We start from the raw sequence: 14,519 nt of genomic DNA, 5'->3' as shown, positions 1-14,519 counted from the left end.
TGTTTTTCGTGTGTCTCACGCTTATCAGTTTTAGGTGTGTCTCACCATGTTCTCGCACCTTTTTGAGCCATAAGCGGATTGGGCAAAAAGAAAAGCGCTCTACTTGGCGCTATCTTTTATTGTTTTAGGTTTTTCTTTTACTTCTTCAACTACTTTTTGATCAATAAGAACTTTCGCCCTTCCTTCAGTAGTATCGAATACACTTCCTGGCTTAATATAGTCTCCTTGAAGTTTATCGAAATATTCCTTGATACACTTTACTTTCATGATTCCTCCTTTCGGATATAAAAAAAGAACCCTAAGGTTCCATATCTCTATACTAATTTGCTTCCATCTAATCCAAACTCTTCTCCAGTGTAAGGGATGCCATCATTGATATGTTTCTCTATTACACTTATGAAATCATCCAGTTCAACACCAAAAATAGGGAACGTTATTTGCTCGCCAAACTTCTTTTCATATTGCTTTGCGATTTCATCAAAACTTATTTTATCAGCCATATCCATTCCTCCATCTTTATTTTAGCATTTCTTCAATAATTTCTTCAAAAATCTCATGTGATTTCGGAAAATATTTCTTTATTTGTTCTAGTGATTCAGGATTCATAATAGTCGCACTAAACATTTCTGCAAATGCTTCTACTCCTACGTCTATATTTTCCCAGTATTTTACACCATGTCCTGAAAAGGCTTTTACTTTACCTTTTGTAGCCCCTTCCCAAATATCTGACACATCTGAGCTAGTAATTAATGGCAATTCTCTCATTTCCATAATTATTTCAGTTTCTGCATGATATTTTCTAATTTTAGCAACACCCAAACGATCAAGCCATTCATCTTGATTTGCTTTCATCATTTTTAGTTTAGTGTCAATGTTCGTTTTCGCTTCTTCTCGAAGCATATCACCAAGAGTATATCCAATACCATCTTTTTGATGTTTCGTACTTTTGTAAAAGTTAGTAAATTGAATATTTTTACATTCAGGTGTTGCTCTTGCTTTTAAAATATCTATATTGTGACCAAACTCATGTAAAACAACTTCTCCTTTTCTTTGTACAAGTTCCGGTCCTCTCGCTTTTAACACAGTAATCGATCTTTCATTCATACTGGTATTGTTTATAAGAATACCCGGCTTTCCAATTGCACGACAATGTGGAGTTCCTTTAAAATTCATGTTACATACATGTAAATCATCAGCATATTTATTCCACAGTTTTTTCACATTTTCACTTGAACTATTACTTATAGTTTTATTTAAACTATTTGTATAATCTTCTCCAAAAAATTGAGATATATGATCGGTTTTTATAGATTCAACCTTTGCTTTTTCTTCTGTTTTCGTTTTAGTCTGAGACGTACCATAGCCCTTACCTTTAATCGATTCACGTTTATAATCACGTTTCATACCATCAGTATCTTCAACAAGTTTTCTTTGTTTTGCTTGCCAAAATCTTTTTTGAGTTGCGTATTTCTCACGATTGTCTGGATCCAATGTATTCTCTTCTAATCGCTTATAACTTCTGATCTGTCGTTCGTTATATCGTTGTTGAGCAATTGCTTGTGAATTTTCTTGAGTCTTGGCGACATCAGCTGCTTTAGGCATTTCGGTAATTCCAGGGAAGTACGTTGTGTGACTATGTTTGCAGTTTGGATGATAAAGACCATCTGCAACTGCTTGACTAAGAAGTGGATAACCCTGTTCCTCAGCTTCTTTGGCCGTACCTCCTGACCAAACATCATCAACATATACTTTTCCTTGCCACGGCAAACAAGTAGGACTACATGCACCATATTGGCTTACAAGAACAGTATGAATACCCCATTCTTTTCTCTTATCGCCTTCACCACTTAAATATCCACGCTTATTTGCAGTTCGAATAGCCATCTCTGCATACGTGTTGATGTTCACAACACGTCCATTTGCATATTGAATGCAATTGATACCCTTCTTTACAAAGTCTTTTGTAGCCATATCAATTGCTTGGCCCACTGTAGTAGTTCCTGTATTTGCAAACATCGCAGCTTTATGAATTACTTTACGATATTCATCATTCGATTTTCTTAGCATAGCATGTGCTGCTTTTGTTAAGTCTTTTTGCGTTGCTTTTATCAATGCTGAAAGTTTACGATCGTTAATCTTAAAGAAGTTTGCATCAATACCTTTGATACGTTTTAGTTTTGCACCTTTCTTAATAGCATTCAGAATTTTTATTTCTTCTTCCATGCCACCATGTGCATAAGATTGCTTGATTAATTCTTCAAGTTTAATGTTCACAGTGTTACTACGCTTATTTACATATGAAAGGTTACGCTTACGATATTCTTCTAATGCTTCTAGCTGTCTTACTTGCCATGCATCCCATTGAAAGTCTTCAGTGTTTTCCCAATTGGTATGACGCTTCATATTACGCATCATGGATTCGATTAGGTAATTCTCCATCTCTTTGTATATCTCGGAGATGTTGTACTCGTCCATATTACACCTTCATGATATTTTTGACTGAATAGACTTTATAGCCTTTCTTAATCCAGTCTTTTACTGCATCTAACACTTCGATTGCTGTGTCATATTTATCGTTGCGAAGCTCCATAACACTACCCTTTTCAAGTGCGATAATCATGTTTTGTCCTTTGTGTGCTTCACGAATCATTTGCACAGTTTCTTTTGCTTGCTTAGGCTTCATTTTGTAACTTTTCACTTCGCCATTTTTTTCTGGTACATTTACGATCATACATTTTCCTCCAATGTAGGGTCAGGCACATCAGGATCAAACATTCCTGGTTCATTCATTTGTGCAAGTCCATACTCTTCTTTGATACGTTTTACTTCTTCTTCTTTTTCTTCAGCAGTCAGCGAATCGCCGTACATTTCATCAACTATCTTCACCGTACTCATCGATTGACCTTGACGAGCCTTAGCCATAGTCTCTACAACTGACTCGAATGAAGGGTTGGCATATTCGCCAAATGCAATTGAAATTTCGATATCATCTTCAGTAATAGATTTCATATGATATACATCCATCGCTTTTATCGATACATTCAATAATTTTGGAATCACCTTAAGCAGGGCTTCAACGATTTTTCCACGTGTATAAAGTGTTGCCTTCTCTTTCTCACGTTGTGCTTCAGCGTTATCTAACTTCTTGTTATCAATTCCTAAAGTAGATGGACTGATCAATCCTTGCAAGCACAAGTCCAATACCGTCACATACGTTTGTAAGTATTGCTCCGCTTGTATATTAGGTGTCTCAACTTGAATCTTGTTACCACCTTCGGCTAGGTCACCTTTTGTTTGTGTGTAAGAAGACTCGAAATCATTCTTCATTAGAATTTCACCTGTTTTAGGATTTCTAGGTAATAAACGTTCAGGAATGTATCTCGTAGTACGTCCTTTTCGAATTGCATCTATCCATTGTGATACAACTTCATCTAACGCATCGAAATTACCTTGTTTTGTTTCAAATATCGACTTTCCACGATATTTGAACTTAGCGCTTTTGAATATTAAAAAAGGAACGGCCATGTTCAGCGTTCCATATTTTGAAATATTTCCTTGTTTATCAGCTTCCGCTCCAGCGAAAATGAAATCTTTGACATCAGCCAATTCAGGTACAGTATTCATTGGAACTTTTTTGTTGTTATCCAATGTGTAGAGTTCGTTCTTGATGTACCCATATCCATAGATTTCTTTATGAACATAATGACGATTATCATGTTCAATATAATTCTTAAATATAGTTTCACTATACTTGCTTCGTTCATATTTGAACTCGACCTTATCAGCTTCGTAGAATTCGATAATAGGATAATCTCCTACCTTTGAATCAAATGATACCTTGAAAGCTCCATCACCTTTTACCAATACGTATGGAAGTGAATTGCTTAACAGGTTTTCAATATCGTTTTTGTTGCAAATATAATCAACATCCACCTGTCTAGTAGTTGCTGTAATTTCATTCATATCTTGAATGACAATATCCGATAATACATCTGCTATAAGAGCAGGTATCCCTGTATGAATTTTACGCACTCCATGTGTCGCTGTTGCCCAAAAAGATGCATCTTCACTTCCTACTTGTCGGAAGAATTGATGTAGTTCTTCAGGATCCCCACGATACCACATATAATTTTTGAAAACATTAGCATCAAAATCCATCATATTTTGAATGTAGAATTGACGTCCATTTAAGTTTTGAATATCTAACCATGATCGTAACATGTTTTTAAACCACCCCATCTTTCTTCCTCCTAATCAAGTAATTCATTCGTTTCTTTTATTCCAGACGTTGCATCCGGTGCATCATCGTGTTTGTTTTTTCCTTTTCTTTGGTATTTAACCATCGCATCATAGTATTCAGGCCAACGATACTTCCAATCAACTGGAAACAATACATTTCGCATGATATATGGTGCTGCAGTTAGTATGCGAGATACTTTGTTCGAACTTTGATGAAACCAAGTCACATCACACGTATAGTTATGCAAATCATCTTCTAGTATACTTGCAACTTGTCGTGCATATCCTTTTCCACCGTTGTTCGACTCAATTCGCGCAAGCATTGCTTTGTTTTCATCTAAAGCCGCTGCAACCATTGGTTCTGTTTCTTCCATTGGCTGTTGTGTGTATATGACATCAAGCACATATGAATAATGTTCATATACACCCCAAATGAGTGAACACAAGTAGTCGTCACCTTCATCAGCTGTATCTGTATAAGAACGTATACTTGTAAACAATGGACGACTTGTTGAATCAACTGGGATATGTTCATATGTTTTGAAGCTAGAATATAAACGACCTTCCACGTTTATAGGTTGTTGATGATAGTTCGCCATAAAGATAGTTGAATCCAATAATGCGCGTTGTGATAAATATCTTTTTTTATTGAAAATTTCAGAACAAAGCATTGTATCAGTTTCCTTATCATACGCTTCTAGTTTCATGACATACCATTCGTCAGCTTCACTTGATGTCAGTAACTTGCCACATACATCATCATCAGCCCATCGAGTCATATTTACGATTTCAATTGGCTCACCACCAACAGCAGATACACGTGAACGGAATGTATTTGCGTACCATTTCCAAACCTTTTCTAGATGCGTGTTGTTAAATGCTTCTTCAGCACCCTTAATTGGGTCATCGACAATAAGTATCGTTCCACCTTTTGAAGTTATAGAACCACCAGTTCCTGCTCCCAGGTAACTAAAGTGTTCACCTTCCAAAGCCCATTTTTCAAAAGATCCGTTTCCACGTTTTATTTTTGTTAATGGAAACACATCAGAATATACTACATCAGTTATGTCATTTTTCGTTTGAGCAATTTCATCACGCGTATATCTTGAGAAGTCAGAAGCAGTAACATCGTTATAACTTGCTGTAATAATTTTCTCTGACGAATTCACACCAAATACCCAACAACAAAAATTGATTAACGTTCTCGATTTACCATGTTGTGGTGGCATATTCATCATAAATTTCTTGCATACTTCATAATTTGAATCGGTCGGTAATTCATCAACGACTTTCCATTTCTTTTCAGGTGTGATTCGTATAATTCTACCTTCATACAGAGCTTGAAGTGTATTGCACAAATTAACAAGATATTCACGATCTTCCTTGTAGAAGTCCGGTGCAAGCAAATTACAAAAAGAAAAGAACTCGCGCTTTGCAAGTTCTATCTTTGCTCCTTGTCTAATCATTTGCTTCTTTAGCAAGTGCCTTCAACTCCTCTGTAGTAAGTCCTTCGAACGGATTGTTCACCTCACCACTCACTTCAACATCTTGTTTATCACGCCATAAATCAGAACGTCTATTCTTCAACCAAAAGATTTGTGCAGTGGTGTCAGGTGCTACCTGTTTAGTTGTAGTTGTTACTTCTACACCACCATCCGCATCTACTTTTTCTTTTACTTCGTCGTATTCGTATCCAACTGCTCTTTTAAACAATGCAGCTTCTACTTGTAGATCTGCAGGTTCTTTTCCATTTCGTAACGCTTCTCTTAATTCAGGATAATCGCGCTTGTAATTCTCGAAGGTAGACCGTGCCACGTTTAGGTTTTTTGCAATGTCCGCTTCAATTGCTCCACGTCTAGCCCATGCTTCGATTAATTCTAGATTAGGTTTTACGTTTGTATCCCACTTGCTTTGCTTTGCCATAATATCTACCTCCTTTCAAAATAATCCACAAAAAAACTTATGGAGAATTAATTTTAATTGTAGTAAGTCCTTTATTTATCAAGTTTTTCTTTTTTACATATATGTGGAAAACTTGTTTTTTTTGTATAATCGTCTTTTTTAGTACACTATTACATGGTATAATACAACTGTTCTTGAAGGGTTGTTTCTTCAAGAAACTGAGTTCGTGCTCAGTTCTTCTAATTTCGTTATCTTCTTCCGTTCACTAAGGAGAAATAATGAAAAAAACTTTTAAAGGTACCACGGTACCATGTATGTGTTATTGTCGAGAGACTTGCTTAATAAAAAAAGATATAAATGAACGAAATTATACTAGTATTAGTATTAATTGTAATCATTATCAAGTCATAATTAGGTAAATTCAATCGACAATAACACATAAAAAAAGACAGGATTGCCGTCCTGTCTTTTACTTTGTCGAGAGACTTGCTTAATCTCTTCACACACGTATGTTACCATGGCAGTGCACACGAAATCAACCGGCGAGCCCAAAATAATTCAACTTTTTTTTAATAAAATGCAATTTTTCCTGTATTTTTATACACTTTTCTTATCATTTTCGATCATTTACCATTCATTTTCTGGACTCTTTTTACTAATTGAGGAATTATCTTTAGTGGTGGACCACCCTGTCAAGTTTTTCTAACGCCGATACCTGATGTATAAGATTGTTTATTTTTAAAAGGAGAATCTTAAAATGCAAATTAACCACTCATGTGTAAGGGGGGGTGAGTGAACTGTGTGCATCAGGTATCTGCATTAAAAAAGCACCCTAATGATAGAGTGCTTGATTAGAATGGGTTCGACGTTACCCTTATAGCGGGGGTCTATTACCATTGTTTTGATTGGCCACACTTTCGACCTATGACCATTATACTACAAAAATGAGTGCACTGGGGTGACAACTTTACGCTACAGGCATCAAAAAATCTTGGAATTGCTTTCTACAAGCTCTATAGACCACATGTAACGCCTTGTTTGTGTGTCTAATAACAGTTCGCCTGTTCATCCCCAACATCATACCTACGTGTTCGTAACATACTCCTTCGAAGTAATGTTTTTTGATTATCAGTAGTTGTTCCTCAGTTAGCTTAGCCAATCCTGCATCTAAGCCTAATCGAGCAATATCACTTTGATATTCTTCTTTTAGTTTTTCCAGTGAAGCTAGTGTAATAATCAGGCTGCTAACATTCTTCCCTGCATCCACTTTTATTAGTTTCGCTTTTGCTATTGATTCTTGTTGACCTTTCAACATCATCATGGTCGAATCACATTTCCTACATTCAACGTTTTTAAGCCCACTAGGGACTAATTCGATGTGCCCACATGTATTGCATATGTACGTTGCTATTTCGCCACTGTATGAGATTGCGTGAGGGCTTTCCTCGCGTTTTATCTTTTGCTTTAGGCTATAAATATGTATATCCAACTCAGTAAGCAATTTCTTGTAATAGCCATAACTTTGCAGATCTCTTTTCAATTGTTCGATTTCGTTCATGTATCCCCTCTTCCTACCTTCCTACTTCTCTGCTACTTTATATGGTCCAATGTTTTTACAACGCGATAAATTAACTTCTTCTAATTGAGCTCGAACCTTCAGAATGTAAAGACGTTTCTTCATGATCGTTAATTGTTCTTTAAGTACCTCAATCGGACAAGTAGGCGTAAAGTCCAATTTCCCTGCATCATACTTAACTAGCATTTCTTCTAGCTTATCGTGTCGTATTTTTTCTTGCCAGTATTCCGCAATAAAGCGATCCTTGTAATCGCTACTATTCATCAACTTAACTGTATCTTTTAATTCCATCATTTATCCTCCATCTTTCGTTCTAACGTGTACACATATTCATCAGTAACTACCACCAATTGAATATTCGATTCAGTGATTGCGTGTATCTTTGAGTCTTTAAGATTGCCTTCTTTAAACTCCAATTCAAACTCAACGTCGAGTGTGAAAGCTCCAACTATTTCACACTCTTCATTGATTAATACTTTACCTGTTGCCAGTGTAGGAATCTTCTCATTCCCATTTAAATCTGTTACGTTTAATAACTTATAATTCATAATCTATTAACCTTTCAAAACCCTTAGGGTGTCTAATTTGTCCAAATCTTCTAGAATAGACTTCCCTGCATAACAGGGTCATCTACATCATTTTTGTTATGTTTTATAACTTTATATCCTTTGCTAATAAGTGATTGAGCAGTGGCTTCTTCTCGTCCTTTCACATCGTACGTATCCATAACCTTCCCGTTTCGTTTAGTTACCAGGATACCATTCTTGATTACACGAGTAATCTTTGCCCTGCCATCACCTTTCTCAAGTACAATCGCCTTCATAACTCTTCTACCTTTACCCAAATACCAACAATGTCAGCATGGTACTTTTCAATCACTTCACTGGCCACCTCAGCATCGTCTTTCCAAAAGCCACACAGAGTCATACAGTCCTTGAAAAGCTTTACTAGGTTGTCTGTATCGGGTTTAGTGACTTTGTACTCTCCATCACCTTTCTTTTGCGTTGTAGGAAAGCACCACCATGTTGTCAATCGAATTGGTCCTTTGAATTTATCCTTTGGAGCCTTTTGTCCAAGACATGCCATGAATTTAGATCGCGCAGCTTTCAATCCTTCATCCTCATAAAAGATTGGTTTACCTTTCACGACTGAAACTTTCTTTTGCTGATGTGTTACTGTTGGGATCTTCTCCATTGGAAGGAAGAAGCTCATGCTACTCATCACCCAACTCCTCACGTTCAATTGGAAACACACTACCAACTGCATTTGCTAAGTTTTGAAAGAAACCAGTAATTTCCGCTAAACTTTTTTCAATGAAGAAATTCATGTCGTCATCACCTTGAAACACAATTCTCTTTCCTACTGTTTTTGCATATTGATATTCTAATTTTGCTCCTTTACTATTTTCCCAATCATCCAGCATAAAGATCCAATCACATTCAGCTAGCATCTTCAATCCACGAATGATGTACTCTTCATAATCTAGATGTTCATCAGTTACTGGATTTACAACTTCTACACCAGGATTCGTTAGCGACTCTTCAACTTCCTTGAAACGTTCTACATAATCATCAGTCCCTGTAATAGGACCAGCTAAATATATCTTCATTACTCTTCCACCTTATCGTACGTTGCTTCAAAGATGTCTGGTTTACATGGATAGAACTCACCTTGTACACCTTTGATAACATAGTCACCCTTTGAAACGTTCATATCACCTTCTAACGTTTGTATGCGTACATTTACAATGTGTGGGATACCTTTACCAACTTGCCATGCTGTGTCGCATATGTCATACTTCAAATCATTTCCAACAAAATCTTTAAGTTCATTGATATTTGTTCCGTCATACACAACGAACTCAATTTTTATCTGTTTCTTAACTGCTTCCTGTATCATTATTCATTCACTCCCTTCAGCGAGTTATACAAATTTACAAATGAGTTCTTTTCTAACTCGTATCGAATAAGTCCAACTGCAGGAACAGCTACCATAATCACGTTATCATCACGGACTAAACTTGTTATGTAATTTACGTTTAGTAATATCTCTGTTCTTTCTTTCGCTACATCATTTTCTCCAATTACAGAAACTTCTATAAAATCTCTCATATACTTTCTCCTTCTTAATTTCGCGTTTGTCACAGTCAGGGGAGGAGTCGTGTGTGGCGGCAGCTTAAGCCACCACACTACTCACCCTGTGACCTGTAGGGAACGGAACGTAGTTATGTATGTATATACATACTTTTTTCCTTCCCTGGGAAAAAAACATAAATTCATGTTTTTTTCCCTCTATCAATATTCAAGGGAACGGAAGGAATAAAACATGTTTTTTTCCTTTTAGGACGTAGGGAATAAAACATAAAATTTCCCTACTTTCCCTAACTGTTTTTTACTCCTACTATTCCTTCATCTACCCAATAATCACCATGCTCTTTTAAATATTTACGCACAGTTTTTTCAGTTTTACCCATGTATTCAGCGAGTGCTTTTACAGTCACTTCACCATCAATCGTACATGCTCCATAAGCTGTTTCGATTGCATGTTTGCGGTCAGTTGCTTTCACTTCTTTTGGTTTCCTACTATCTTTAGCTTTCTTCCATGCTGGTTGAACTCCTTCAGGATCTATATCCTTAAGGTGGCCAATCGTATCAATTGAATGAATTGGGTAATCGAACCATAAGTTGAGCGGTTTGAACCTAGCGAACTCTCTAAGAGTTCCTTCGATTCTCCATCCTGTACGTCCGTTTACCTTCTCTTTAATTAATTCAGTTTGTCTATCTACTTCGGCCAAACTATTCGCATTTAGTACCACCTGCAGATGATCATACAATTTTCTATAATTCATATAGTCATCATTCTCAACTGAACTAGATGCATACTGTGCAGCCTTATCATTAAGAACCTTACCGTAATATTTACGTAGCTCTTCGTTTTGTAATTGGCCAACTAAGGCGTTCGGTAATTCCAACTCAACCAGGTCAAGCAACGCATCAGGATCACGAGCAAATACTCCTGAACCACTCGCACGGTCCATTGAGCGTTTATTACCTTGTCCACCTTTTGAGTGGTGGTGACAATAAATAACTGCACTACCTAATTCCGTACATACCTTATCGAATTGATTGGTGAAGTGTGCCATCTGATCTGCACTGTTTTCATCACCAGTAAGAATCTTGTATATCGGGTCGATTACGATCGCAATGTAGTTCTTCTTTTGCGCTCTCCTAATTAGTTTAGGAGCAAGTTGGTCCATCGGTACTGATTTACCTCTAAGGTTCCATACATCAAGGTTTTTAAGGTTGCTAGGCTGTATTCCTAATGCAGTGTATACATCTTTAATACGATGCAACAATGATGCTCTATCAAGTTCTAAATTGACATACAGCACACGTCCTTGTGTACATTGGAACCCAAGCCACTTTTGCCCTTCAGCAATTGCAATACATAACTCGATAAGCGCAAATGACTTCCCTGCTTTACTTGGCCCAGCCATCAATAACTTATGTCCCTGTCTTAGTATTCCATCAATTAGTACTGGAGATAAATCAGGAAGATTTTCCCAAATGTCTTCGATTGCTTCAGGTTCAGGCAAATCATCGTTCACCGCTTCAATCCACTCTTGCCATTCTTGCCAACTTTCTTTTCCTATGTTGGTAGCAATCAAGAACTGTTTGTGGCCATTACGAGTTACCCCAGGCATACGAGATAATCGACTTGGATTCTTGTTTTGTTCATCTACCTTTAATCCATTCTTCTTGCAGACATCATAAAGGTAATTAACACGCTTTCTATACTCTTCGTAATTAGCTGCATGCACTTTAACAATTGCATGTATTGATTTCTTTCCACTATGGACCAAACACGCCACAGGCAATTCTAACTCGGTAATAATGGCGTATTGTTTTTCCAATTCCATTGCATCAGATTCTACTAATGCATATCGATACTCACTAACGTTGTCGTTCTTGACTCCATTACCGTCTAAAGGATTAAACCTTATCCATGCACCTACTTCTTCTTGATAATCACCCAATACAGCTCCAATATCTTCATTGCATTTGTTTAATTGTTCAATTAATTCTCCAGCTGTACGATCGTAATTCCCTTTTGTCGGTACGTACTTTCCTGCATCATTTTGATAAGAAGTTGTAACATACCCAACGTTATCTGTAGACTCAAATAAAGTTGATAAGTAAGTAACCAAATCTTTTACCGGTTTCCAATATTTAGGTTCTTTAATCTCTTTACCTTCAACCCACGCAGGATCCACAACAACTAACTCATCTTTGATTGTAGAATCCCAATCCAATTCATAATCAGGACCACCACTTCTATATGGTGGAGTCCATCCATTCTCTTTTGCATATTGAACAATAGTGCCACCAGTAACTGGTGAAGAAGTTCCTTGAAACGTGTCCCACTTCTTGAAACATTCACCAGCATGGTATCTACTGGAATCTCGCGCACTCCATTGTTCCCAATCCATCGCAGTATAGCCTTCATGCTTGAGGGCCATCCCAATATTCGTCCATTCTTGGTAGCTGAGAGTGGATGGATCAACACTCTCTAATATTTCTAATAAATCGTTTTCATACTCTTGCATGTACCCTCCAACTTTTACTACTTTGACTTCTTTTTTTCTATAGAAATAATCATTCTCGCTAACGTTATCCCTACTTTCGTTAACTCAGCCGCATCTTTAATCAAACCTCTTCTATTCATTACTAACAATTCACGTCGATGTATAAGCATGAGATTATCAAAATCAAAATTATTCCTATTTCCATCCAAGAAAATTACTACATGCCCATCCGGAACTTTTTGTCCTGTATTAGTTTCCCAAATTAAGTAATGCTTTTTCGCCCAGTTCACATGTTTTTTTGCTTTAGATTGATTATCAATTTTCACATATGTATAACCATCTGATAATCGTTTTTCTGTTCCTATTGGATCTGTATTTTTTGGAACACTTCCTTTTTTAAAAGATGTGACATTTCCACCAGTGTTATAAACACCCTTAGTTCCTTTATTAGCAGGAATGTGACCTTTTTCGAATCTACCTGTAACACCACTATTTAAATTATTATTTTTCTTAAAACCCTTTATCTTTTCTACGGGAAGACTAAGATTAAAACATTCATTAAATCGTGCAGTTAACTCAGTATTTCCAATGCCCTTATAATTCTTGAAAATATACTCTTTTTGTGCATTGGTCCATTTGTGTTTTTCCACTATTACTTGTTCGTTTCTAACATTTCAGGAAGTTTTAGACTTTCACGACCTCCATACTCTGCTTTTAATTCTTCAGCTTTTAACACAATTGAAGCATTATTGATAATTTGTTCACTGACATCAGTCATGGCCTTAGCACGTCTTATTTCTTGTGCTAGCTCATCTGGTGTAAGGTCATCGTCATTTAATCTTTCCATTTCCTCAAATAAATGATTATTTAAATCTACCAATCCATTTTTCATTATTCTTCTCCATCTTCGTTGTAATACAGTTCATGCGTTCCATCGAGTAATTGTTGTTCTTCAGCACTAATTACATACCCTGCATATTTCATGAATTTATATATTTCTTCTAGATTCTTGTCATCATCATCGAATGAACCATCATAATGAAGAGGAATTGGAGAAGCCCAACCATCTAGATCTAATCTCACGTAAAACAAAGCAAACAAATAAACAAATTTATCTTGCTTTGATAAAAATTCAAACATTTCTTTCGAATAGTCATCTGACTCCGGCTTTTCTTTACCAATAAGTTCATAAAACAAATCAATATCAGGAGAATATAACTCTTCATCTTTTGTTATCGCATAACCAATTGCTTTTGATAATCCGTTAAGTACATCCCTTGTTTCGAAAACTTTTCCTTTTATAAAATCTTTTACAAATGTTTTTCGACTTTCTCTTGCCACATCAAACAGTTGTTCCAATTGTTTTTTGTTTTCTTGACGTTTTATTCTTTCTTCATCAACAACTGGTTCACTCACAACCTCAACATCGTCATCTTCATCTTCTACTAGCAATCTGATATATTCACTTTTATGTGTTGGTTTAACATAATAATAAGTTTTTTCATTTGCATCATCAGGAATGTCTAGTTTGTCTGTTTGAAAATAACCAAAAGCATATTTCATTTTTTTGTCTTCAGGATATTCATCTAGTGCAACAGCAAATGAATTCAATCTTTCAAAAAACGCAATCCGCTTTTTGTCCATTTTTTCTTCACTAATTGCTTTGTTTAATGTAAATTCAAAATCTTTTGTTCCAACTTTTTGTAAAACTTCATTACGTGTTTCTTCATTTTCAATCTCTTCTAACTTGATAAAATCTTCAATTGTAGCACCGCGTAAAGTTCCTTGTTCCACTTCTTGTTGATCAAGGTCAAGCATTTTTACTCTTTGTTTAACTTTCTTTTGGGTGAATCCAGTCGCCTTTGAAACTTCCTTTACATCCATACCTAAATCAAGACACATTTGAAATCCTCGTGCTTGTTCATAGGCATTCAAATCCTTACGTGTCATATTTTCAAGCAACATTGCTGCAGCTTGTTTCTTCTCGCCCATCTCAACTACATTCACAGTCAGTTCAGTTAAACCTGCTTCCTTCGCAGCTGCTAAACGTCTATGCCCCATTATTACTTTGAATAAGAAGCCATCTTCAACGACAGTTATAGGTTGTAAAATTCCATTTTCTTTTATACTGTCAATCAATTCTGTTAAATCACCTAAGTCTACACGAGGGTTATTCTCGTGTGGTGCAATTACATTTATATTTATTACTTTTTGCAT

The 14,519-nt window shown here is 36.2% G+C and carries 19 protein-coding genes; all 19 read right to left on the bottom strand.

The window, feature by feature from the left end:
- Window positions 1-99 precede the first annotated feature (99 nt).
- The 19 genes from M2098_RS08290 to M2098_RS08200 all read right to left on the bottom strand — a co-directional run bounded on the left by M2098_RS08290 (window position 100) and on the right by M2098_RS08200 (window position 14,519).
- A complete protein-coding gene (locus M2098_RS08290; protein ID WP_280683515.1) occupies window positions 100-267 on the bottom strand; it encodes a hypothetical protein in 168 nt (55 codons plus the stop codon).
- A gap of 47 nt (window positions 268-314) precedes the next feature.
- Complete coding sequence (locus M2098_RS08285) at window positions 315-500, bottom strand: hypothetical protein (RefSeq protein ID WP_280683513.1); 186 nt, start codon at window positions 498-500, stop codon at window positions 315-317.
- Window positions 501-516: 16 nt separating this feature from the next.
- Window positions 517-2,475: a phage minor capsid protein gene (locus tag M2098_RS08280; protein WP_280683511.1), complete on the bottom strand. Its 1,959-nt coding sequence runs from the start codon at window positions 2,473-2,475 to the stop codon at window positions 517-519.
- Between the two features lies 1 nt (window position 2,476).
- Window positions 2,477-2,731, bottom strand: coding sequence for a hypothetical protein (locus tag M2098_RS08275; protein ID WP_280683509.1), 255 nt, complete (start codon window positions 2,729-2,731; stop codon window positions 2,477-2,479).
- A complete protein-coding gene (locus tag M2098_RS08270; protein ID WP_280683507.1) occupies window positions 2,728-4,239 on the bottom strand; it encodes a capsid protein in 1,512 nt (503 codons plus the stop codon). Before M2098_RS08270 ends, M2098_RS08275 begins: the two co-directional genes overlap by 4 nt.
- Before the next feature lie 11 nt (window positions 4,240-4,250).
- Entirely contained in the window at window positions 4,251-5,705 is a 1,455-nt protein-coding gene (terL, locus tag M2098_RS08265; RefSeq protein ID WP_280685269.1) for a phage terminase large subunit, read from the bottom strand.
- On the bottom strand, window positions 5,698-6,162 hold the full coding sequence (locus tag M2098_RS08260; RefSeq protein WP_280683503.1) for a hypothetical protein: 465 nt from the start codon (window positions 6,160-6,162) through the stop codon (window positions 5,698-5,700). Before M2098_RS08260 ends, terL begins: the two co-directional genes overlap by 8 nt.
- A 946-nt stretch (window positions 6,163-7,108) precedes the next feature.
- Complete coding sequence (locus M2098_RS08255) at window positions 7,109-7,699, bottom strand: sigma factor-like helix-turn-helix DNA-binding protein (protein ID WP_280683501.1); 591 nt, start codon at window positions 7,697-7,699, stop codon at window positions 7,109-7,111.
- 21 nt (window positions 7,700-7,720) lie between these two features.
- On the bottom strand, window positions 7,721-8,011 hold the full coding sequence (locus M2098_RS08250; protein ID WP_280683499.1) for a hypothetical protein: 291 nt from the start codon (window positions 8,009-8,011) through the stop codon (window positions 7,721-7,723).
- Complete coding sequence (locus M2098_RS08245) at window positions 8,008-8,265, bottom strand: hypothetical protein (RefSeq protein WP_280683497.1); 258 nt, start codon at window positions 8,263-8,265, stop codon at window positions 8,008-8,010. Before M2098_RS08245 ends, M2098_RS08250 begins: the two co-directional genes overlap by 4 nt.
- Window positions 8,266-8,315: 50 nt before the next feature.
- A complete protein-coding gene (locus tag M2098_RS08240; RefSeq protein ID WP_280683495.1) occupies window positions 8,316-8,540 on the bottom strand; it encodes a hypothetical protein in 225 nt (74 codons plus the stop codon).
- Window positions 8,537-8,938, bottom strand: a complete 402-nt coding sequence (locus tag M2098_RS08235) for a RusA family crossover junction endodeoxyribonuclease (RefSeq protein WP_280683494.1) — start codon at window positions 8,936-8,938, stop codon at window positions 8,537-8,539. Before M2098_RS08235 ends, M2098_RS08240 begins: the two co-directional genes overlap by 4 nt.
- Window positions 8,931-9,326 carry a DUF4406 domain-containing protein gene (locus tag M2098_RS08230; RefSeq protein ID WP_280683493.1) on the bottom strand — a complete coding sequence of 132 codons (396 nt, stop codon included), beginning with the start codon at window positions 9,324-9,326 and terminating at the stop codon, window positions 8,931-8,933. Before M2098_RS08230 ends, M2098_RS08235 begins: the two co-directional genes overlap by 8 nt.
- Complete coding sequence (locus tag M2098_RS08225; protein WP_280683492.1) at window positions 9,326-9,616, bottom strand: hypothetical protein; 291 nt, start codon at window positions 9,614-9,616, stop codon at window positions 9,326-9,328. Before M2098_RS08225 ends, M2098_RS08230 begins: the two co-directional genes overlap by 1 nt.
- Window positions 9,616-9,828 (bottom strand): hypothetical protein, encoded by a 213-nt coding sequence (locus M2098_RS08220; RefSeq protein WP_280683491.1) that lies wholly within the window; start codon window positions 9,826-9,828, stop codon window positions 9,616-9,618. The genes M2098_RS08225 and M2098_RS08220 overlap by 1 nt, the downstream gene beginning before the upstream one ends.
- A 269-nt stretch (window positions 9,829-10,097) precedes the next feature.
- Window positions 10,098-12,323 (bottom strand): AAA family ATPase, encoded by a 2,226-nt coding sequence (locus M2098_RS08215; protein WP_280683490.1) that lies wholly within the window; start codon window positions 12,321-12,323, stop codon window positions 10,098-10,100.
- 17 nt (window positions 12,324-12,340) lie between these two features.
- Complete coding sequence (locus M2098_RS08210; RefSeq protein WP_280683488.1) at window positions 12,341-12,952, bottom strand: HNH endonuclease signature motif containing protein; 612 nt, start codon at window positions 12,950-12,952, stop codon at window positions 12,341-12,343.
- Window positions 12,953-12,954: 2 nt separating this feature from the next.
- Window positions 12,955-13,194 carry a hypothetical protein gene (locus M2098_RS08205; protein WP_280683486.1) on the bottom strand — a complete coding sequence of 80 codons (240 nt, stop codon included), beginning with the start codon at window positions 13,192-13,194 and terminating at the stop codon, window positions 12,955-12,957.
- The gene (locus M2098_RS08200; protein ID WP_280683484.1) at window positions 13,194-14,519 is read right to left on the bottom strand and encodes a ParB/RepB/Spo0J family partition protein; all 1,326 of its coding nucleotides are present in this window, start codon (window positions 14,517-14,519) and stop codon (window positions 13,194-13,196) included. Before M2098_RS08200 ends, M2098_RS08205 begins: the two co-directional genes overlap by 1 nt.

The organism is Breznakia sp. PFB1-19 (genome assembly GCF_029893935.1).
Lineage (GTDB): Bacteria > Bacillota_I > Bacilli_A > Erysipelotrichales > Erysipelotrichaceae > Breznakia > Breznakia blatticola.
Note: the sequence above shows the minus strand (reverse complement) of the source record. Positions and strands in the feature narration are given on the sequence as shown.

Excerpts from the sequence above, each read along its gene's own strand:
- M2098_RS08255 (WP_280683501.1), bottom strand. The coding sequence starts at position 7,699 with ATGAACGAAATCGAACAATTGAAAAGAGATCTGCAAAGTTATGGCTAT.
- M2098_RS08290 (WP_280683515.1), bottom strand. The coding sequence starts at position 267 with ATGAAAGTAAAGTGTATCAAGGAATATTTCGATAAACTTCAAGGAGAC.
- M2098_RS08205 (WP_280683486.1), bottom strand. The coding sequence starts at position 13,194 with ATGAAAAATGGATTGGTAGATTTAAATAATCATTTATTTGAGGAAATG.
- M2098_RS08215 (WP_280683490.1), bottom strand. The coding sequence starts at position 12,323 with ATGCAAGAGTATGAAAACGATTTATTAGAAATATTAGAGAGTGTTGAT.
- M2098_RS08245 (WP_280683497.1), bottom strand. The coding sequence starts at position 8,265 with ATGAATTATAAGTTATTAAACGTAACAGATTTAAATGGGAATGAGAAG.
- M2098_RS08275 (WP_280683509.1), bottom strand. The coding sequence starts at position 2,731 with ATGATCGTAAATGTACCAGAAAAAAATGGCGAAGTGAAAAGTTACAAA.
- M2098_RS08200 (WP_280683484.1), bottom strand. The coding sequence starts at position 14,519 with ATGCAAAAAGTAATAAATATAAATGTAATTGCACCACACGAGAATAAC.
- M2098_RS08260 (WP_280683503.1), bottom strand. The coding sequence starts at position 6,162 with ATGGCAAAGCAAAGCAAGTGGGATACAAACGTAAAACCTAATCTAGAA.
- M2098_RS08270 (WP_280683507.1), bottom strand. The coding sequence starts at position 4,239 with ATGGGGTGGTTTAAAAACATGTTACGATCATGGTTAGATATTCAAAAC.
- M2098_RS08250 (WP_280683499.1), bottom strand. The coding sequence starts at position 8,011 with ATGATGGAATTAAAAGATACAGTTAAGTTGATGAATAGTAGCGATTAC.
- M2098_RS08220 (WP_280683491.1), bottom strand. The coding sequence starts at position 9,828 with ATGAGAGATTTTATAGAAGTTTCTGTAATTGGAGAAAATGATGTAGCG.
- M2098_RS08240 (WP_280683495.1), bottom strand. The coding sequence starts at position 8,540 with ATGAAGGCGATTGTACTTGAGAAAGGTGATGGCAGGGCAAAGATTACT.
- M2098_RS08285 (WP_280683513.1), bottom strand. The coding sequence starts at position 500 with ATGGCTGATAAAATAAGTTTTGATGAAATCGCAAAGCAATATGAAAAG.
- terL (WP_280685269.1), bottom strand. The coding sequence starts at position 5,705 with ATGATTAGACAAGGAGCAAAGATAGAACTTGCAAAGCGCGAGTTCTTT.
- M2098_RS08225 (WP_280683492.1), bottom strand. The coding sequence starts at position 9,616 with ATGATACAGGAAGCAGTTAAGAAACAGATAAAAATTGAGTTCGTTGTG.
- M2098_RS08280 (WP_280683511.1), bottom strand. The coding sequence starts at position 2,475 with ATGGACGAGTACAACATCTCCGAGATATACAAAGAGATGGAGAATTAC.
- M2098_RS08235 (WP_280683494.1), bottom strand. The coding sequence starts at position 8,938 with ATGAGTAGCATGAGCTTCTTCCTTCCAATGGAGAAGATCCCAACAGTA.
- M2098_RS08230 (WP_280683493.1), bottom strand. The coding sequence starts at position 9,326 with ATGAAGATATATTTAGCTGGTCCTATTACAGGGACTGATGATTATGTA.